The 18115-nt window shown below is 66.0% G+C and carries 21 protein-coding genes; 11 read left to right on the top strand and 10 right to left on the bottom strand.

Features of this window, described 5'->3' with window-relative positions; all coding sequences use genetic code 11:
* Positions 1–658: 658 nt before the first annotated feature.
* The gene (locus tag ACV7NN_RS08020) at positions 659–1108 is read right to left on the bottom strand and encodes a hypothetical protein (protein ID WP_463349047.1); all 450 of its coding nucleotides are present in this window, start codon (positions 1106–1108) and stop codon (positions 659–661) included.
* Here ACV7NN_RS08020 and ACV7NN_RS08015 point away from each other — a divergent pair.
* The gene (locus tag ACV7NN_RS08015) at positions 1107–1586 is read left to right on the top strand and encodes a hypothetical protein (protein ID WP_463349046.1); all 480 of its coding nucleotides are present in this window, start codon (positions 1107–1109) and stop codon (positions 1584–1586) included. The two genes, ACV7NN_RS08020 and ACV7NN_RS08015, sit on opposite strands and share 2 nt — an antisense overlap.
* 96 nt (positions 1587–1682) lie before the next feature.
* On the opposite strand, the gene ACV7NN_RS08010 is transcribed toward ACV7NN_RS08015, so the two are convergent.
* From ACV7NN_RS08010 to ACV7NN_RS08000, 3 genes are read right to left on the bottom strand one after another with little or no spacing between them, the layout of a single operon-like run.
* Positions 1683–2750, bottom strand: coding sequence for an NAD-dependent epimerase/dehydratase family protein (locus ACV7NN_RS08010; RefSeq protein WP_463349044.1), 1068 nt, complete (start codon positions 2748–2750; stop codon positions 1683–1685).
* Positions 2747–3586 carry an S-methyl-5'-thioinosine phosphorylase gene (locus ACV7NN_RS08005; RefSeq protein WP_463349043.1) on the bottom strand — a complete coding sequence of 280 codons (840 nt, stop codon included), beginning with the start codon at positions 3584–3586 and terminating at the stop codon, positions 2747–2749. Before ACV7NN_RS08005 ends, ACV7NN_RS08010 begins: the two co-directional genes overlap by 4 nt.
* The gene (locus ACV7NN_RS08000) at positions 3583–4998 is read right to left on the bottom strand and encodes a glycosyltransferase 87 family protein (protein ID WP_463349042.1); all 1416 of its coding nucleotides are present in this window, start codon (positions 4996–4998) and stop codon (positions 3583–3585) included. Before ACV7NN_RS08000 ends, ACV7NN_RS08005 begins: the two co-directional genes overlap by 4 nt.
* A gap of 111 nt (positions 4999–5109) precedes the next feature.
* On the opposite strand from ACV7NN_RS08000, the gene ACV7NN_RS07995 reads away from it, so the two are divergent.
* Genes ACV7NN_RS07995 through ACV7NN_RS07985 form a run of 3 tightly spaced genes read left to right on the top strand, consistent with a single transcriptional unit; the run spans position 5110 to position 6744 of the window.
* Positions 5110–5688, top strand: coding sequence for a hypothetical protein (locus ACV7NN_RS07995; protein ID WP_463349041.1), 579 nt, complete (start codon positions 5110–5112; stop codon positions 5686–5688).
* The gene (locus ACV7NN_RS07990) at positions 5678–6304 is read left to right on the top strand and encodes a molybdopterin-dependent oxidoreductase (protein ID WP_463349040.1); all 627 of its coding nucleotides are present in this window, start codon (positions 5678–5680) and stop codon (positions 6302–6304) included. Before ACV7NN_RS07995 ends, ACV7NN_RS07990 begins: the two co-directional genes overlap by 11 nt.
* The gene (locus ACV7NN_RS07985; protein ID WP_463349039.1) at positions 6301–6744 is read left to right on the top strand and encodes a hypothetical protein; all 444 of its coding nucleotides are present in this window, start codon (positions 6301–6303) and stop codon (positions 6742–6744) included. The genes ACV7NN_RS07990 and ACV7NN_RS07985 overlap by 4 nt, the downstream gene beginning before the upstream one ends.
* On the opposite strand, the gene ACV7NN_RS07980 is transcribed toward ACV7NN_RS07985, so the two are convergent.
* Genes ACV7NN_RS07980 through ACV7NN_RS07970 form a run of 3 tightly spaced genes read right to left on the bottom strand, consistent with a single transcriptional unit; the run spans position 6695 to position 8654 of the window.
* On the bottom strand, positions 6695–7372 hold the full coding sequence (locus ACV7NN_RS07980; protein ID WP_463349038.1) for a methyltransferase domain-containing protein: 678 nt from the start codon (positions 7370–7372) through the stop codon (positions 6695–6697). The two genes, ACV7NN_RS07985 and ACV7NN_RS07980, sit on opposite strands and share 50 nt — an antisense overlap.
* Positions 7369–7992: a TIGR04282 family arsenosugar biosynthesis glycosyltransferase gene (locus ACV7NN_RS07975; RefSeq protein ID WP_463349037.1), complete on the bottom strand. Its 624-nt coding sequence runs from the start codon at positions 7990–7992 to the stop codon at positions 7369–7371. Before ACV7NN_RS07975 ends, ACV7NN_RS07980 begins: the two co-directional genes overlap by 4 nt.
* Positions 7989–8654, bottom strand: coding sequence for a glycosyltransferase family 2 protein (locus tag ACV7NN_RS07970; RefSeq protein ID WP_463349036.1), 666 nt, complete (start codon positions 8652–8654; stop codon positions 7989–7991). The genes ACV7NN_RS07975 and ACV7NN_RS07970 overlap by 4 nt, the downstream gene beginning before the upstream one ends.
* Positions 8655–8776: 122 nt before the next feature.
* On the opposite strand from ACV7NN_RS07970, the gene ACV7NN_RS07965 reads away from it, so the two are divergent.
* Positions 8777–9493, top strand: coding sequence for a response regulator transcription factor (locus ACV7NN_RS07965; protein WP_463349035.1), 717 nt, complete (start codon positions 8777–8779; stop codon positions 9491–9493).
* Positions 9494–9521: 28 nt separating this feature from the next.
* Positions 9522–10676, top strand: a complete 1155-nt coding sequence (locus ACV7NN_RS07960) for a sensor histidine kinase (protein ID WP_463349034.1) — start codon at positions 9522–9524, stop codon at positions 10674–10676.
* Positions 10677–10770: 94 nt separating this feature from the next.
* Here the strand turns inward: ACV7NN_RS07960 and ACV7NN_RS07955 are convergent, their stop codons facing one another.
* The 3 genes from ACV7NN_RS07955 to ACV7NN_RS07945 form a co-directional block, all read right to left on the bottom strand.
* Positions 10771–11058, bottom strand: coding sequence for a hypothetical protein (locus ACV7NN_RS07955; protein WP_463349033.1), 288 nt, complete (start codon positions 11056–11058; stop codon positions 10771–10773).
* Positions 11059–11325: 267 nt separating this feature from the next.
* Positions 11326–12045, bottom strand: coding sequence for a DUF4397 domain-containing protein (locus tag ACV7NN_RS07950; RefSeq protein ID WP_463349032.1), 720 nt, complete (start codon positions 12043–12045; stop codon positions 11326–11328).
* 95 nt (positions 12046–12140) lie between these two features.
* Positions 12141–12548: a fasciclin domain-containing protein gene (locus tag ACV7NN_RS07945; protein WP_463349031.1), complete on the bottom strand. Its 408-nt coding sequence runs from the start codon at positions 12546–12548 to the stop codon at positions 12141–12143.
* 147 nt (positions 12549–12695) lie between these two features.
* On the opposite strand from ACV7NN_RS07945, the gene ACV7NN_RS07940 reads away from it, so the two are divergent.
* The 5 genes from ACV7NN_RS07940 to ACV7NN_RS07920 all read left to right on the top strand — a co-directional run bounded on the left by ACV7NN_RS07940 (position 12696) and on the right by ACV7NN_RS07920 (position 18099).
* A complete protein-coding gene (locus ACV7NN_RS07940; protein ID WP_463349030.1) occupies positions 12696–13253 on the top strand; it encodes an RNA polymerase sigma factor in 558 nt (185 codons plus the stop codon).
* 22 nt (positions 13254–13275) lie between these two features.
* On the top strand, positions 13276–13983 hold the full coding sequence (locus tag ACV7NN_RS07935) for an anti-sigma factor (protein ID WP_463349029.1): 708 nt from the start codon (positions 13276–13278) through the stop codon (positions 13981–13983).
* Between the two features lie 37 nt (positions 13984–14020).
* Positions 14021–15013, top strand: coding sequence for an NADP-dependent oxidoreductase (locus ACV7NN_RS07930; protein ID WP_463349028.1), 993 nt, complete (start codon positions 14021–14023; stop codon positions 15011–15013).
* A 369-nt stretch (positions 15014–15382) separates the two neighbouring features.
* Positions 15383–16750: an FAD-binding oxidoreductase gene (locus ACV7NN_RS07925; protein ID WP_463349027.1), complete on the top strand. Its 1368-nt coding sequence runs from the start codon at positions 15383–15385 to the stop codon at positions 16748–16750.
* The gene (locus ACV7NN_RS07920) at positions 16747–18099 is read left to right on the top strand and encodes a class I SAM-dependent methyltransferase (protein ID WP_463349026.1); all 1353 of its coding nucleotides are present in this window, start codon (positions 16747–16749) and stop codon (positions 18097–18099) included. The genes ACV7NN_RS07925 and ACV7NN_RS07920 overlap by 4 nt, the downstream gene beginning before the upstream one ends.
* Positions 18100–18115: the final 16 nt, after the last annotated feature.

Below are 18115 nucleotides of genomic sequence, written 5' to 3'. Positions count from 1 at the left end.
CTGCCCCCGTGTTCAGTCCGAGGTTGCCCGGATCCGCCCCGAGGATCCGGGAAATTGCACCCGGTCCATGAGCCTCGGCGCGGGCGGCCGTTCGGGCAAAAGCTCCGGGGTCGCGCGCTTTTTGGCCGGTCGGCATCGCTCGCAACCGCAGCAGTGAACCGGTCGAACAACACGTCCAGTTGAGCTGGCGTCACTTTTCCGAACGCCTCCACGTGGACCTTCTCGGTCATTTTTGGCGGAGCAGTTCGCAGCATCTATTCGTATCGATCCACAGCCAAGGCGTCGCTCGACGCCACCCCCTTCGGCAGAGGATCGGGTATCACGTCGGACTTACGTCCAAGAATGCGGTCAATCAAACTCATTTGTTCCCTTCTTTCTTGTGGTGACCGCGCGGTGGCAGGCTATGCGCCGCAGTGTTCAAGTCCCGACCCGCTAGTAAACCCCCAGGATCTCGCCATTCTGGGGGTCTTTCGTCGGCTGGGGCGGGGTCACCCCCACAAACCCAGCGAAGGCCGACGAGCTTGCTGGGGACTGTCGGGTTGGGAGCGGGGAAACAACCGGGCCCCACGCAGCATCCGCGATCCAACACGTTCTGGCCGGGACGCTCATCGGAGTCGCGGCCGGAAAGCTGGAGCTGAGGATTCTGGGCGTGAGCGGATTACGAGGTGAAGGGAACTGGCCGTGACGCCTCCTGATCGACGACAAGTCGCCGGTCACTCGACCATCGCAGCGGCATCGGATCGGTGATCCCGCCGCCGGCCCCGGTCTGTTCATCAATCTGGTTGAACGCAAGCAGCACCCATCGGCCGTCGCGCGTTTGCGTTGCCCGCCCGCTGTAAAAGTTGTCGTCGACCACCAGGTACGACTCGGATGCGTCGATCGTCCCGTCCGCGCGGACGGGGCAGGCCCAGATTCCGCCTGTCTCACCCGCCTCCCGCCGCCAGGGGCTGAGACCCTCGGTCGCGCAGGAGAAGAGGAGGATGTCCCAGAACCCGAGCCGGCGCGCGACCGTCTCGCACGCGGTCGACAGGTTCGGATACGCATCCTGATGGTCGAGCACCAGCCGCGTCGCGCGCAACTTGGTCTCCTCCGGAATCCTCTTCGGCATGATAAACAGTGCCCTTCCAGACTCGAAGGAAACGGCATCAAACCGGGGACGGCTCATGCCCTGTCTGAGCAAATTCGCAGATCCGGGGACTTTTCCGGCCGTCGACTGGAGGGTAACGTCTGCCGAGCATGGAAAGGAGATCAGCACGAATGGCATGAAGACGTTGTGGGCCGCGGTTCAGGGTGACCCGGTATTCATGCGTCGAGTCAACGGATGGCTGGCATTGTTCTGGGTCGTGATGATCCCGATATCCATTGCCACGGGGTGGGTGAACAGCGTTGTGTACGTCTCGGCGTTGTCGCTCTGGGCGCTCGTATCGGGACACTGGTCCGCCTGGCAGGCAGCACGGGTCGAGGTCAAACAGGAAGAAGATGCAAAGCGCAAGGCAGAAGAGGATGTGCCGGCGGAGGTGGTCGCCGCTCTCGTGGCCGAGACAACCGTCGAGCCCATAAAGGACGCGGCGTCCCCGACGGCGTAAATCGGTCGGCAAGACCGCCTCGGGCACGATTGCGGCAGCCTCGATTGCCGGTGGCACCAGGATCCACAATTGGCGGGGTGAACCTCGGGCTGAGCGTCACACGATCGGTGCCCGTGCCGGTTGGATCGCGAATTCCCGAATGGACGTCGCCCAGTCTTGACGGGGGTGCCAGTCGAGTTCCGCGGTGATCCGCTCGCTCGATGCGGTGATGTGTCGGACGTCGCCGAGGCGGAATTCGTTTGTGACGACCGGTGGCGGCCCGTTCATCGCCTCGGAGAGCGCCGAAGCGAAGTCGCCGATCGTGCGCACAACGCCGCTTGCGACGTTGAATGGCCTGAAAGTCTCGGGTGCGCAGCCCTCGAGCCACCGGCCTGCGGCGATGTTGGCCGATGCGACGTCGTGGACGTCGATGAAGTCCCGGCGCTGTCTGCCATCCTCGAAGACTCTCGGAGCGTGACCGTTCGCGAGACTGGTGCGGAACAGCGATGCGACTCCCGCGTACGGTGTGCCAGACGGCATCCTCGCCCCGAATACGTTGTGGTAGCGCAATGCGGCGACTCTTCCTCCGGTCGCCCTGGACCAGGCACGCGCGAGCTGCTCCTGAGTGAGCTTGCTCACCGCGTACACGTTTCGCGGGTCGGGCGCGGAATCCTCGCTGATGAGGGCTGGCTCGAGCGTTCGTCCACCGGGGCCGATGGGATCGAATCTCCCTGCCCTCAGATCGGCCAGACTGCGAGCGGGCGGTTGGATCAGCCGACCTCTGTCGCGGTAGAGCCCCTCGCCGTAGACGACCATCGACGAGGCGAGAAGGAGTCGTGCGACGCCGTGCCGTGCCATCGCGGCGAGCAGTCTGGCTGTGACGGTGACATTGGACTCGGTGTAGTCGGGGGCGTCGTCGAAGTCCACGCCGAGGCCGACCTTCGCGGCCTGATGGCAGACGACGTCGACGGAGTCGAGCACGCGGTCGGAGACCGCTCCTGCGTCGCCGACGATCAGGTCGATGTCGCCGCCAAGCGAGCTGAACCAGTCGGGGATCGCATCCGTTGGGTGCACCTCGGGACGCAGGGAGTCGATGACTGTGACGCGCCAGCCGAGGGATGCCGCCTCCTCGACGATGTGTGAGCCGATGAACCCGAGCCCCCCGGTGACGAGCAGATGCGTCATGGCGTCATCCGCTCTGCCGGATGCCGGGTGAGCACGCGGTCGACGGATGCTCGAGGGATCGACGGCCGCCCCCGGAATTCGTCGGGGATCGCCGCGACGATGGCGCCGACAGCGGCCCGGATACGTGGAGCGGCCTGTGCCATTCGCTCAAGCACCAGGGAGGCGTCTGCGGCTTCGGTGGTGTCACCGTCGGCCGTTCCGGTATCCGTGTCGGTGATGAAGGCCAAGCTCACGAGGCCGAGGTTGAGCTCGGCGGCCAGTACGGCCTCCGGGTATTGGGTCATGTTGACGATGTCTGCGCCGGCGGCCCGGAACCAACTCGCTTCGGCACGAGTGGAGAACCGGGGACCCTGAATGACGACGGTCGTACCCTCCGGGATGACCCGTTCGCCGAGGTCGATCAGCCCGCGCAGTGCAAAAGCACGAAGCTCAGGGTCGAACGGGTCGGCGGCAGCGAGATGCTGGACATCGTCGCCGTCGAAGAACGTATCCGATCGACCGTGCGTACGGTCGATCAGCTGGTCGGGAAGGAGGAACGAGCCGGGCGTCGCCCGCTCGGAGAGCCCGCCGACCGCCGACGACGAGACGATGTTCTGGACTCCGAGCGATGCGAGCGCCCAGATGTTCGCGCGATAGGGGACCCGGTGGGGCGGAAACGTATGGTTCTCGCCGTGCCGCGCCAGGAAAGCGACGGGGCGCTCACCCAGGCGCCCGACCCGAATGGGTCCGGACGGGGGTCCGTAGGGGGTCTCGACCGTGGCCGTCTCGGCCGCGTCGGATTCGAACAGGTGGTAGAGGCCGCTCCCTCCGATCACCCCGATCTTCGCTGTGGTCATCGTGTCTCCTGTCGGGCTCTGTCGCTCACCGATGGGCGGGCGAGATGTTGGGCATGGCGGGCACGGGCGACGGTGAGTGCTCCGGCGAGAACAGCCGTGACGGCGAGGAGCACGGTACCCTCCCAATGCTCGGGCAGGGTCGGTCGAACCGACAACGCGACCACGACCGCCAGCCACTCCCAGCGACGGCTGAGCGCGACAAAGGGGATGAGGATGAGCGCGTACCACGGGTAGTCCGGGCTAACGATCAACAGGACGATGCCGATCGAGACCGCCTGCGCATGCCAGGGCTGGCGGGGATCCGTGCGCCACCATGCCGCGACGAGGACAGCGACGACCAGCACGGCGGCGGTCACGGTCGCTGCCTGGCCAGGAAGGACGGAGGAGAGCAGCGCGAACCGCGATCCGGTGTCGTATCCTTCCTCGTTCAGGTAGCCGGGCAGGTATCCGAGGACGGCCCATCCGGTCGCGGCCAGGTAGGGAACGTAGGTGATGGCGAACGTGAGGGTGGCGGCGAGGCCGATCGTGAACGGTCGCCGTCGGGCGATCGGCGGCGCCGCGATCAGCGGAACGAACTTGGTGGCGGCGGCGAGCCCGATCCCGATGCCGACGAGGACGGCTCGGCCCGGGCCGATCGAGACCCGTGCGACGGGAACGGCGAGGAAGGTCGCCCCCACCACGATGAGCGCGCCCAGCGCATCCACATGGGAGTTGGTGACGGCTTCGCCCGCGACGAACGGCGACCATCCCCACACGGCCGCCCATCGCGCGTCCATCCCGCGTCGTCGCATCCCCACCACGAGGAGAGCTGTGGTCCCGAGGCTGATCAGCAGGCCCGCGACCTGCATCGGCCAGTACTGGGCGGACGCCGGCACGGTGGCGCGGACCGCGGCGAAGAATCCTTCTGCCACCGGCGGGTAGATGGTCGGGACCTGGGGGCGGTTCAGAGCCGTGCAGAGCACACTCCCGCCAGGAATGGTCGTAGTCGCCTCGATCCGGGGACCCGTGCAGCGGAGCTCCCCGTCGGCAGCGAGCACAGGCGACGGGAACAGCCACGTCTGCCGGTACGGGGCGAGCGCGTCCGCGGCCGGGAGGTACGCGTACGGCGAGACGCCCTCGTTCTGGACGATGCCATCCCAGGCGTAGCGGGCGGAATCTGTGCTGAGATTCGGCGGCCCGGCCAGCGCAGCGAGCCCGAGGGCAGCGGAACCTGCGAGGACGAGGACGATCGCGGCTCTCCCGTGAATGCGCAGCATGGTCAGGAACGCCGCGATCGCGAGCAGCCAGGCGAGCCCGGTCGCCAGCCCGAGCGGCACGCTCTGTCCGGGGACGAAGGCACTCAGAGTCGCCGCAGAAACCGCGGTCACCGCGACCAGGGCAGCGAGCAGCACAGAGACGGCGACGACCTTCACACGTCGAGTCTCCCGCGCCGCCGACCGTCGCCGCGTCGTTTCGGGCCGGCTGTTCGCGGACCGTAATATTTGGCGACCATTCGAACCGCGCGGCCGAACGAGAATCGTCCCATGTCGGTGACCGAGCGCGTCTCGAACTCCCTTGCAGAGCGGATGAGCCGCACGCAGGTGCTGTTCGCATCCCCCGCGCGCACCGCACGCACCACGGTGGTCATCGGCCGGTTGCTCGCCACCGCTTTCGTCGTCTGCTTCGTCACCGGTCTGTACAGCCATCTCCTGCAGGAGCCGCTGCCCGGCATGCGGTTTCCGACCTGGCCGGGCTTCTACGCGTTCACCCAGGGCCTCCATATCACGGTCGGGATCTCGATCTTTCCGTTGATTCTCGGCAAACTGTGGACGGTCTATCCCCGGTTGTTCGTCTGGCCGCCCGTCACCTCCGTGCCCGAGTTCTTCGAACGGGCGTCGATTGCTGTCCTGGTCTCGAGCGCACTGCTGGAACCGGTGATCGGGCTCGTCAACACCTACCAGTGGTATCCCTGGCCGTTCCCGTTCCGTCAGACGCATTTCGCGCTCGCCTGGATCATCGTGGGTTCGATCGCAGTGCACATCGCCTTCAAGCTCCCCACGATCGTGCGGTTCTGGCGGCGTCGGAGCGCAGTCGACGATCGAAGCGTGACCGATGAACGGTGACGAGGACCGGCAGCGCCGCGTGTCCCGGCGTGCGCTGCTCGGCACGATAGCGGCATCCGGCGTCACCCTGGTCGCCTTCACCGCCGGACAGTCGTTCGGCTGGCTCGCACCGCTCAACCTCTTCGCGCCGCGAGTTCAGGGGTTCGGTCCGCAATCCCTTCCGGTCAACAAGACTGCGAGCGCGGCGGGGGTGCTGCATGTTGCCGGCTCGGACGGATGGCGTCTGGCGGTTCGCGGCCCGAACGGTGTCGCAGAGTTCTCACGAAGCGCGCTCACCCGGCTGCCCCAGACCAGCGCCGTGCTGCCGATCGCGTGCGTCGAAGGGTGGAGCACCCCAGCGACCTGGACCGGAGTTCGGCTGCGCGACATTGTCGCCCACGTCGGCGGGTCGGCAGAGGCCGCCGTTCGAATCACGAGCCTGGAGCCCAGAGGGCCCTATCGGGTGACGACGATGGGCCCCGAATTCGTGCACGATCCGACCACGCTGGTCGCGCTGCGGTTGAACGGGGCGACGCTCGACCTCGACCACGGTTACCCGGCCCGCGTCATCGCCCCGGGCCGGCCAGGCGTGCTCCAGACGAAATGGTTGCACTCCATCGAGGTGATCCCATCGTGAGGGCGACTCGTGTCGTACTCTTCTGCGGCGGTATCGCGTTGATCGCGACCGGTGCCTTCTTCGTCTTCCGGGACCTCACGTTCGGCGAGATGGTCGGCCTCGTCCTCTGGCTCGGCGCCGCCGTGGTGGTCCACGACGCGATCATCGTCCCCGGGTTCGCGCTTGCCGGCCGGTTCGTGCATCGTGTCGGCCGGCGGATCCCTGCAGCGATCCTGTACGTCGTCGAAGCGGGGTTCGCGGTCGGCGTCCTGCTGACCGCGATCGTCGTCCCCGAGCTGGTCGCGCAGGTGCTGGGGCCGAGGAACCCGACGGTGGTACCCGGTGATTACATCGCGCGCCTCGGCCTGGTATGGCTCGGCATCGCCGTTCTCGTTGCGCTCGTCGCGACGCTCATCGTGAGGCGACGACGAACACTCGCGCGCCGTGGGTCACCGTCATAGTCGTCATTCCGAGATCGTCCGCGATCGACTGAACGGTCGATGAGCCGGCCTCCGCCCAGGAGAACCAACCGCTTCGACCGGCAGACGGATGCACAAGCTGCGCCGTGAAGCGCCGGTCGCGCTCGTGCTCCGGATGCGCCTCGATGATCACCCGGCCGCCACGGCCGAGAAGACTGGCGCAGCGCGCGAGCAGCGCGCTCGGGTCGCCTTCGATTCCGATGTTCCCGTCGAACAGCGCGACGGTGCCCCAGGCGCCTTCCGCGGGGAGCGGCTCGAACACTGAGCGCCGGAGGACGGGTAGTCCGCACCCGGTCGCATGCGCGACAGCAGCGCGCGAGATGTCGATTCCGAGTGACATCCGGCCGGCGTCGATCGCGGCACGAACGATTCGCCCGGGGCCGCATCCGACGTCGAGGAGCGGCCCTGTCGTGTGTGCGAGCGCCCGCCTTTCGTCGTTGGTCGCTGGGGCGAGGAAGGCCGATACGTCGAGGGTCGCAGCCGACTCGTCGTGGCCGGCGGCGGAGATCAGACCCACTCGGCCGCCGCCCGAGCGTATGGCATGGTCGAAGGGTTCGGCGCCTCCGTGGCCGAAACCGAGACCGGGGCTGTCGACGAGGACGCTGCTCACGCGATGGCCCGAACGTCGTGGAGCGACCGTAAAGCTCGCCGGAGGAGGGGGGACCGTTCGGCCGCCGCCGGCACCTCCGCAGCCGTGTCGATGTCGGTCAGTGGTGGCAGGAGGCCGACCGTTAACCCGGCCAACGACAGGCGTTCGAACTGGATGCGGCCGGTCTGCTCCATCGACATCGGGACTCCGCGGATGAGTGAGCCGTCCGGATCCTTCATCGCAAGGGCCCAGAACCCGCCGTCGGTCGCGGGGCCGAACCACGCACCCGTGTCGCCCCAGGATTCGAAGACGGGCCCCAGCGAGCGGGGATCGAGGTGCGGAGTATCCATGCCGAGCAACAGCAACGGCTCGGCCACGGAGTCGAACAAGTACGCGATCCGTTCGTCGAGACCGTCGCCGCGTTGGGGGATGACCTCCCAGCCGCGGGCACTGTCGGGCGGCGTCGCCCCGTCGAAATAGAGGATGCGTCGCGACGCGGGCAGGCGCGACACCAGATCGATGGTCTGGGCGAGTGCGGCTGCTGCAAGCAACGCCGCTTCCTCCAGCGCGAACTCCGGCTGCAGTCGTGTCTTGACCCTGCCGGGCAGGCACTCCTTCGCGATGACTGCGACGGCGGTCATCGAGGGACCTCGGCCAGCCGACGGCGCATATCGAGGACAGCCGTAGCGGCACCGCGAGCCGTGCCCGTCACCTTGGATCGGCCGATCCGCGGCCGATAGGCGACGTCGACCTGCGCGATCCGCCAGCCGGCCGACTCGGCGCGAAGAAAGAGTTCGACCGGATAGCCGCTTCGCCGGTCCTCGATGGGCAGCGACAGGAGGCCCTCGCGTGATGCGGCGCGTACCGGCCCCAGATCACGGATGCTCGCCCCGGTGCGCGAGCGGAGCATCCGAGCCAGCTGCCAGTTCGCGATTCGCGCCGGAACAGGCCAGGCCGACCGGGACGTCGGCCGACGTCGACCGATGGTCAGATCGGCGGCGCCGTCGCGAACGGGAGCGACGAGCGCCTGGAACTCGGCCGGATCGAGGGTGCCGTCTGCGTCGCACGCCACCACGATCTCCGAGGTGGACGCGAGAAGTCCCGCATGAACCGCAGCCCCGTACCCGCGACGAGGTTCGACCACGACCTCGGCACCCCACGCCCGGGCGATCCCCGCACTGCCATCCGTCGATCCATTGTCTACGACGATGGCCCGGAATCCATCGGGTAGGGCCGCGAGCAACGACGGCAGCGCCTCGGCCTCATCAAGACACGGAAAGACCACATCCACTTGTTCGCTCACGATCCGACGCTACGCAGCGCGCCGCCCGTCACCGGGTCCGAGAATCTTACGAAATGCGTACAGTCGGCTCAGAAGCCGACCGAACCGTGTCGGCTCCCAGCGACCGAACCTATTGTTATGCCATGACGGCAACTACGCCCGCGCGGCCGGGAAGCGACGTGCGGGACAGGCGAGTGCTCGTCGTCGAAGATGACCCTACCGTCCGCGAAGTGGCGAGCGGCTACCTTCGCTCGGCTGGACTCATCGTCGACGAAGCACAGGACGGATTCTCTGGACTGCAGTGCGCTGAGCGCACGCCACCCGATCTGGTGGTTCTCGACCGTATGCTCCCAGGGATCGATGGTCTCGAAGTCGCGCGCCGTCTTCAGGAGAAGCGCCACGTGCCCATCATCATGCTCACCGCCCTCGGGTCCACCGAAGACCGTATCGACGGACTCGAGGCGGGTGCAGACGACTACTTGGCCAAACCGTTCTCTCCGAGGGAGCTCGTGCTGCGGGTGCAGTCGATCCTTCGGCGCAGCGTCAGTGAGCTGACCCCGGAGTCGCCGTTCGAGCTCGGGGAATTCGCGATCGATCCCTCGAATCGCACCGTATCCAAGCTCGGTCATCGGCTGGCGCTGTCGGCGCGCGAGTTCGATCTCCTCGCGTTCTTCCTGAAGCATCCCAATCAAGTTTTCAGTCGCGAACAGCTTCTCAGGGAGGTGTGGCGTTGGGACTTCGGCGACCTGTCGACGGTCACGGTGCACGTAAGGCGGGTGCGCGAGAAGATCGAAGTGGATCCCACGCGCCCGCGTTACCTCACGACTGTCTGGGCCGTCGGTTACCGGATGAGCGTGTGACCGTTGAACGCATGAGAAAGGAGTCGCCATGATCTCGCTAGCAGACCTATGGGTCATCGTCACGACGACCCTAGTCGTGGCCATTGTGATCTCGGCCATCGCCGTTGCGGTGCTCTACCTGGCCAAGCGGGCATCCATCCTGCTTCGTCTGGTCGTTGTCGTCGCGGCTGCCGTCGCTTCGATCGTGGGCGGCACCGTCGCGATCGCCCAGGCGATGTACATTTCGCAGCACGATTTCATCGTGCTCGCTTGGGTCATCGGCGTGGCAGCGCTCGTGAGTCTGGGAGTCGCCGCGGTTCTCGGCTTCGGTCTCGTGCGCACCAGCCGCCAGCTGCGCGCTGCGACGCGAGCGGTCGGTGAGGGGCGAGTCGTCTCGGCCGACGCCCACGCCGGAAGCGAATTCGGTGCCCTTGCCACCGAGCTGGCCGACGTCTCCCTTCGACTCGCTGAAGCGCGCGAAGAGGTACGACTGCTCGACGAGTCCCGTCGCGAGCTCGTCGCCTGGATATCCCACGATCTGCGCACCCCGCTTGCCGCCCTTCAGGCGATGACGGAGGCACTGGAGGATGGCCTCGCCGAAGATACCCAGCGGTATTACCGGCAACTCCGCAGCCAGTGCGACACCCTCAGTCATATGGTCGACGACCTGTTCGAGATCTCCAAGATCCAGTCGGGCGCACTCTCGCTCGAACTCGGACCGCTCTCCCTGTACGACCTCGTCAGCGACGCCGTCGCAGACCTCGGCCCTGTCGCTGCGACACGTCAGGTCACGCTGCGCGAGTCGCAAGCCGGCGACCTCACCATCTGGGGCGACGCGCGTGAACTTTCCCGCGCCATCCGAAACCTGCTGATGAACTCCATCCAGCACGCACCGCGCGGCTCCGACATCATCGTGTCGGCTCGTGAGACCGCGGATTCGACCGTGGCGCTCAGCGTTATCGACGAAGGCGGCGGTATTCCGGAAGAGCATCTGGGGAGGGTTTTCGATGCAGGGTGGCGAGGAACCTCCGCACGTACCCCGATCAGCGACGGACTGGTCTCGGCGGGCGCGGGACTCGGCCTCGCTATCGTTCACGGCATCGTCACGGCGCATGCCGGAGACGTGTCAGTGCGAAACACTGCCAGCGGCTGTCGCTTCGATGTGGTTCTGCCGCGCTTCGGCAGTGAGGTGCGCGCAGTCTGAGGAACACATGGGTGCAACCGGAGCTGTCCTCGTCAGGTGAGGGTGCTCGACCCCGCTCACTGTTTGTCGAACGCCGTCTCTTCTCGCGGGGCCGCTATCGAGCCACTGTTACTGCATTCGGCATGGCGGACCAGACCACGCGCATCAGCCCGCTGTGGCTCCACGTGATCGCGCGGCCGACGATAACAGTGAGCTTGACGGCCTGCGGGTAGAAGCGTTGGCGAAGGTTCTCGCATCGCCCGTTGATCAGTTCGAGTTCAGCGATGATCTCAGCAATAGCATCGGGGCTCGCACTCCGTTGGAACGCGGCGTGGAGATCGTCCAAGGCTCTGTCTCGTTCGATGCTGATGGCTGTTGCCTCGGTGACAAATTCTGGGTTCATTTTCGTCGGCTGTCAGGTGGATGTTTCGAGATCTAAGGAATCTGACCATCACTCTCTCACAATTTATCTAGCCAAGCTAGTAGATTACTTGGAAAGATTGATCGAGTCATTTCCGGAGGTACTGTCGCGTGCCTGGCAGCCGTAAGGGGATCCGTGCCGGGCTGAGGCCTCAGGATCCTGAGACACCTCAACCCGGCACGCCCCGCGATTGTCGGCTCGAGGCCTCGGCGACTGGGCGCCGATATCCCTCTCGCCGAGGGAGCGGCCTCAGTGCGCGAAGCTCCAGCGAGGCCAGAACGCACGGTGGCCGAGCGGGAGGTTCTGCACCGCGAGGTTGAGCGTTCCGTTCGCCGCGCTGCCCCACGCGTAGACGATGGTGCCGACGCATTTGGAGATGGTGACGTTCGCCGGTCCGATCACAGGGGCGGTTGTTCCTGCGAGGGCGACGGCCGCAGAAACGGTACCCGGGGCTAGGTTGAGGGATGCCTGGTTGGGATTGGTCAGTCCGGTCACGACGGGTGCTCCGCCGGCGAGGATGTCCACGGCGGGCGCTGCGGCAGTGTGCCGGACGGTCAACCTGCCGTCGCCGTTAGGCGCACGACTGACGTCGTTCGTGAACAATGTGGCCGTCGGGGCACCTGAGGCGGTGAGATGGGCGGCGACCGTGTAGTTGCCGTTCGCGGCGAAGGTCAGTTTCACCGGTCCGATGATCGGGTTTTTCGCGTTTCGTGCCGTCGCTGCCGTGATCGCCACCGTGTAGGTCCCGGCGGGCAGGGCGAACGGTCCGACGATCGAGCCGGGCTGGAAGTCGTTGAGTGCCCTGAAGCCGTCGACATACACGTCGACCGGGGTGTTGGGAACGCCGTGGAAGACCGACACTTCGGCAATGCCGAAATGACCCCACGACGGACTGGCATGGGCCGGTACAGCCATGCCGAGCGCCGCGACCAGCCCGATGGTGACCGCCGCGATGAGTTTCTTGCGCATCCTCTGCTCCTTTGCGTTGGGGCGAACGGAACCGCCCGTCGCCACATACTTCTGTGGGAACGGGCGGTTCGGATGCAGCAGACAGACGACGCGGCTCAGGCCGCCGGTGGTATCAGCACAGTGTCGATCACGTGGATGACCCCGTTGGAAGCGTCGATGTCTGCCTGGGTGACGGTAGCGTCGTTCACCTTCACGCCGTTGCTGCTGTCGAAGGTCAGGTCGGCGCCCTGCACCGTTGTCGCCGAGTCGAGTCCTGCCACGTCCGCTGCATGCACGGCCCCGGGCACGACGTGGTAGGTCAGGATCGCTGTCAGCTGGGGAATGTCTGCGAGTAACGCCTCCACCGTTCCGTCAGGCAGTTTCGCGAAAGCGGCATCGGTGGGAGCAAAGACGGTGAAGGGGCCCGCGCCGTTGAGGGTGTCGACCAGTCCTGCGGCCTGGACGGCGGCGACGAGGGTGTTGAACGAGCCGGCGCTGATGGCCGTTTCGACGATAGTGGGCATTCGATGACTTCTCTCTTGAGTTCAGCGTCAGGATGACAACGCCACCCCGTGACAGACACTTCTGATCCGAGCAGGGGTTCAGATGCATCGGCACGAAGATTTTCCGGTCAGATGCATCCGAAGACAGGTTGGCGACGAATACTATGTGTGACCGAACTCGTGCAGGGCAACGAGGACGCCTCGCTCGCGGCGGAATTCGTCGCCGGCGACGAGCGGGCGCTCGCGCTCATGTACGAGCGTTGGGGCCGCCTCGTATACAGCCTCGCCCTCCGGTCGCTGCGCGACGTCTCGGAAGCCGAAGATGTCACCCAGAAAGTCTTCGTGGCCGCCTGGACGAGCAGGTCGACGTTCGATCCGACGCGTGCGCGGTTGGCGGCCTGGCTGATGGGGATCACCCGGAACAAGATCGTCGACGCGCATGCCCGGCTGGCGCGAGAGCGTCGCGATCGGGAGGCGCTCATCCTGAGCCTCGACCGGGAGTCACTCGAGTGGTCGGACGACATCGCCGATCGCATGCTCATCTCCGACGAACTCGCACGCCTGCCTGAGACTCCGCGCACGATCATGCACCTCGCCTTCTACGATCGACTCACCCACTCGCAGATCGCCGAACGGTTGGGAATCCCGCTCGGCACGGTCAAGAGTCACATCCGGCGGAGCCTCGAACGGTTACGAGGGCGATTGGAGGCCGGCGATGAATCATAGCGATCCCGAAATCCTGGCCATGATGGCGCTCGACGAAACCGACATCCCCCAGATCGACCGCGAACATGTGTTGGCGTGCCGGTTCTGCAGAGCCGAGGTCGACAGCCTGCGTCGGGTTGCGGCGCTCGCCCGTTCGGGCTCCGCCATTCCGCCGACGCTGGAAAGCCCGTCGCCGATCGTCTGGGAGAGGATTCGGGACGCGATCGCTGTCGGGCAGGCCGACGCGCTGGCGGAGCCCCACCTGGAGGGTCCGCCTGCGCGGGCTGTGCGTGTTTCCAGCACACGTCGCGCGCGCCGGGTCTGGATCACGGGCCTTACACTCGCCGCATCGCTCGCGCTTGTGCTCGGTGTCGGCGGCGCCGTCGCGTTATTCCGGTCGGCGGCGCACCCGTCTCCGGCCGTGGTGGCAACGGCCGAGCTGGAGCCTTTCCCCCACTGGGCCGGGTCATCGGGAGAGGTGACCGTCGAGAAGACGGCTGACGGCCAGCGCGAGATGATCGTCAAGCTCACGGCTCCGCAGGCGGGCCCCGGCTACCGCGAGGTGTGGGTCATGTCCACCTCGTTGACCAAGCTGATCAGTATCGGCGTGCTGTCGGAGGACACCGGGACCTTTGCCGTGCCCGCCGGTGTCAACCTCACCGAGTATCCCATCGTCGACGTCTCGCAGGAGCCGCTCGACGGCAACCCGGCACACTCCGGAAACTCGATCGTCCGAGGGGAACTGTCGTGAGCGCCTGGCGAGCTCGCGTGATCGAAGGGGGTTCGAAATGAAGAAGTCGGGCAGATCGATGTGGGCGGTCGAATTTCAGGAGTTCGGCGGTGTCGAGGTCCTCGAGATCGTCGAACGCGACATCCCGCATCCGGGTCGGGGCGAGCTGGTTGTTGAAGTGTTGGCATCCGGCATCAACCACATTGAGGCCTTCGTGCGACAGGGACGCCTTGCCGTCGAGGTTCCTTGCTCGTTTCCCCAAGGCCAAGGCAGCGACTTCGCAGGCGTTGTGATCGAGGTCGGGGAGGGCGTCACCAGGTTCGCACGCAATGACGACGTGCTCGGACATGCGGTGCGATCGTCGCACGCCACGCACGTCGTCGTTCCGGCGTCCGCGATCGTGCCGAAACCGCGAGAGCTCTCGTGGGAAGTCGCCGGTGCTCTCTACCTGGCCGGGGTCACCGCGGTAGAGATACTCGACGGCCTCCGGCTGGCGGCAGGCGAGACGGTGGTGGTTTCCGCTGCGGCCGGAGGTGTCGGAAATCTCGAAGTTCAGCTGGCGAAGCGGGCCGGCGTGCGTGTGATTGGCACCTGCGGCGAACGGAACTTCGATTTCTTGCGCCAGCAGGGGGTTATCCCGGTGGTCTACGGGGCGGGTCTCGCCGACCGGATCCGTGCCATTGCTCCCGACGGTGTCACGGCCTACGTCGACAACTTCGGTCAGGACGGTCACGCCGTGTTGGGAGCGCTCGGCGTCGAGCCGGCACGCTACCGGTCGAGCGTCGACCGGCGATCGGTCGAGATCGCAGCCATGCTCCCCACGGAGGAGCACAGCGTGACGTGCACCAAGCAGCTGGCGCGTGTGGCGCGTCTTGCAGCCGACCGGGAACTCAACGTGCTGATCTCGGGGTTCTACCCGTTCGGTTTCGTCCGAGACGCCTTCCACGATCTTGAGCGACTCCACGCGCGCGGCAAGATCGTGCTGGGGATGCGGCCGGTCAACCCGTTTCGGGTTCTGAAGGCTCGAGACGTCGCCGACGCCCGACCCTGACGGGTACGGCGGAGACGCCCGCGCGGGTGGTCACCGAGTCAGGAGACGCTGCCGGCCCTGCAATACGAGCCGGGGTAGTGCGTGAGGTGGGCGATTCGAAGCTCCCAAGGCGGCACTGCCGTGGGCACGGATAGAGTTCGAATCCCGCGCCCTCCGCTTCATGAGATGGCTGATCAGAGGCTGTTTTTGCTCACGGCCTGCGCGCATTTTGCGCACAATTGAATCACATTCGAACCACGACCCACCGTGGCCCAGCGCGACCTTGCACAAGTGTCAGGTAGTCGTTTGGGCGCACAGTCGTGGTCGTGTAGAAGACCGTCTCTTCCCCTCGAATCTGCGGCGGACTAGCGTGAGGGCGTGTCCGCTCACATGACCGACGCACGAACCGCTCATGCCGTCGGCGTGGCGCGCCTTCTGGAGAGCTATCGCGCCGTCCCAGCGGCGGCTACTATTCGGCTCGCGAAGCACACCTCGAACCTGTTCCGGGCGAGGGCGAAGGCGAACACCAGGGGCCTCGACATCTCCGGGTTGACCGGGGTCATCTCGATCGACCCGGAGGGGCAGACCGCTGACGTGGGCGGCATGTGCACCTACGAGGACCTCGTGGCCGCGACGCTGCCCTTCGGGCTGGCGCCGCTGGTGGTGCCGCAGCTCAAGACCATCACGCTCGGCGGCGCGGTCACCGGCCTCGGCATCGAGTCGACGTCGTTCCGAAACGGGATGCCGCACGAGTCGGTCGTTGAGATGGACATCCTGACCGGCGCCGGCGAGGTGGTCACAGCGTCGCCGGCCGAGCACGCCGATCTGTTTCGGGCCTTCCCCAATTCGTACGGAACGCTGGGCTACGCGGTGCGCCTGCGCATCGAGCTCGAGGCTGTAAAGCCGTTCGTCGCGCTCACTCAGTTGCGGTTCCATACCCTCGACGACCTGATTGCGACCATGGACCGAATCATCGACACCGGTCGCCGCGACGGGGTTCCGGTCGACTACCTTGACGGCGTGGTGTTCAGCGCGGACGAAAGTTATCTGTGCGTGGGCGTGCAGACCGAGGCGCCGGGGTCCGTCAGCGACTACAGCGGACAGCTGATCTACTATCGGTCCATCCAGCACGACAAGGGTGGGTTGGATGATCGACTCACTATTCACGATTACTTCTGGCGGTGGGACACCGACTGGTTCTGGTGTTCGGCCGCGTTCGGCGCTCAGGACCCGCGGATTCGCAGGCTCTGGCCGCGGCGTTACCGGCGCAGCAGCGTCTACGCGAAGTTGATGGCGTACGAGCACCGGTTTCACATCGAGAACGGCCTCGAGAAACTCAAGGGTCGGCCGCCACGCGAACGCGTCGTGCAAGACATCGAGGTGCCGATCGGGCATTGCGTCGAGTTCCTCGACTGGTTCCTGGCCAACGTGCCGATTGAGCCGATCTGGCTGTGCCCGATCCGGTTGCGCGACGATGATGGGTGGCCGCTATACCCCCTCCGATCCCACGAGACCTACGTCAACATCGGCTTTTGGGCGTCCGTGCCCGTCGGGTCGACCGAAGGCGAGACCAATCGGATGATCGAGCGCCAGGTCAGCGAACTCGACGGCCACAAGTCGCTGTACTCCGACGCGTTCTACACCCCGAAAAGATTCGACGAACTCTATGGCGGGCAAGACTATCGGGCTGTGAAGGAACGATACGACCCCGATTCGCGTCTCCTGAATCTCTACGAGAAAGCAGTGCAACGGCGATGAGCACATTCACTCACGATTCGGCGGATGCGACGGAAGACTCCGAAGCCATCGAACCGACGGACACAAGGGGGCCGGGCAAGCTCACCCTCGCCGAGATCCTCGAGATCTTCGCCGGAAGCCGGCTGCCGATCAGGTTCACCGCCTATGACGGGAGCTCCGCCGGACCGCCCGACGCGCCGTTCGCAATCGAGCTGAAGACGCCGCGCGGCACAACCTATCTCGCCACGGGTCGGGGCGATCTCGGACTCGCACGTGCCTATATCGCAGGCGACCTCGACATCCATGGCCTGCATCCGGGCGATCCGTACGAGCTGCTCAAGGCGCTCGCGGAAAGCCTCGAATTCGCCCGGCCACCGGCGCGGGACCTGGCCCGGATCATCCGCTCGATCGGAGTCGAGCACCTGCGGCCGATCGCGCCGCCCCTGCAGGAAGTGCCGCCTCGCTGGCGGCGGATCGCCGGCGGGCTCCGCCACAGCAAGAGCCGCGACGCCGAAGCGATCCACCACCACTATGACGTCTCGAACGCCTTCTATGAGTGGGTACTGGGGCCGTCGATGACCTACACGTGCGCGTGCTATCCGAATCTCGACGCTTCTCTCGACGAGGCGCAGGAGAACAAGTACCGGCTCGTGTTCGAGAAACTGCGGCTGAAGCCGGGCGATCGACTTCTCGACGTGGGGTGCGGCTGGGGCGGCATGGTGCGCTATGCGGCCCGCCGCGGGGTCACGGCCACCGGCGTGACATTGTCGCGGGAGCAGACGTCATGGGCTCAGCAGGCCATCGCCGACGAAGGGCTGACCGATCTGGCCCAGGTGCGCTACGGCGACTACCGCGACATCTCAGAGACGGACTTCGACGCTGTGTCGTCGATCGGGTTGCTCGAGCACATCGGAGTGCGTAACTACGGCTCGTATTTCGGCTTCTTGCAATCCCGGATGCGTCCTGGCGGGCTGTTGCTCAACCATTGCATCACCCGTCCCGACAATCGAAGCGAGCCGTCGACCCGCGGATTCATCGACCGCTATGTCTTTCCCGACGGTGAACTCACCGGATCGGGGCGCATCATCAGCGAAGCCCAGAATGCCGGTCTCGAGGTGCTGCACGAGGAGAACCTGCGCCCGCACTACGCATTGACGCTGCGCGACTGGTGCGCCAACCTGGTCGAGCACTGGGATGAGGCGGTCGGCGAGGTCGGACTTCCCACAGCGAAGGTGTGGGGGCTGTACATGGCGGGATCGCGGCTCGCGTTCGAGGACGGAGGCATCCAGTTGCACCAGGTGCTGGCTGTCAAGCCCTTGGATCGCGGCGGCGTCCCCGAGCTGCCATTGAGGCCGTGGTGGACACCGTGACGGGTCCGCGGTGAGG

Source organism: Leifsonia sp. Ger2509 (assembly GCF_055231915.1).
This window is presented reverse-complemented; position numbering and strand designations above follow the sequence as displayed.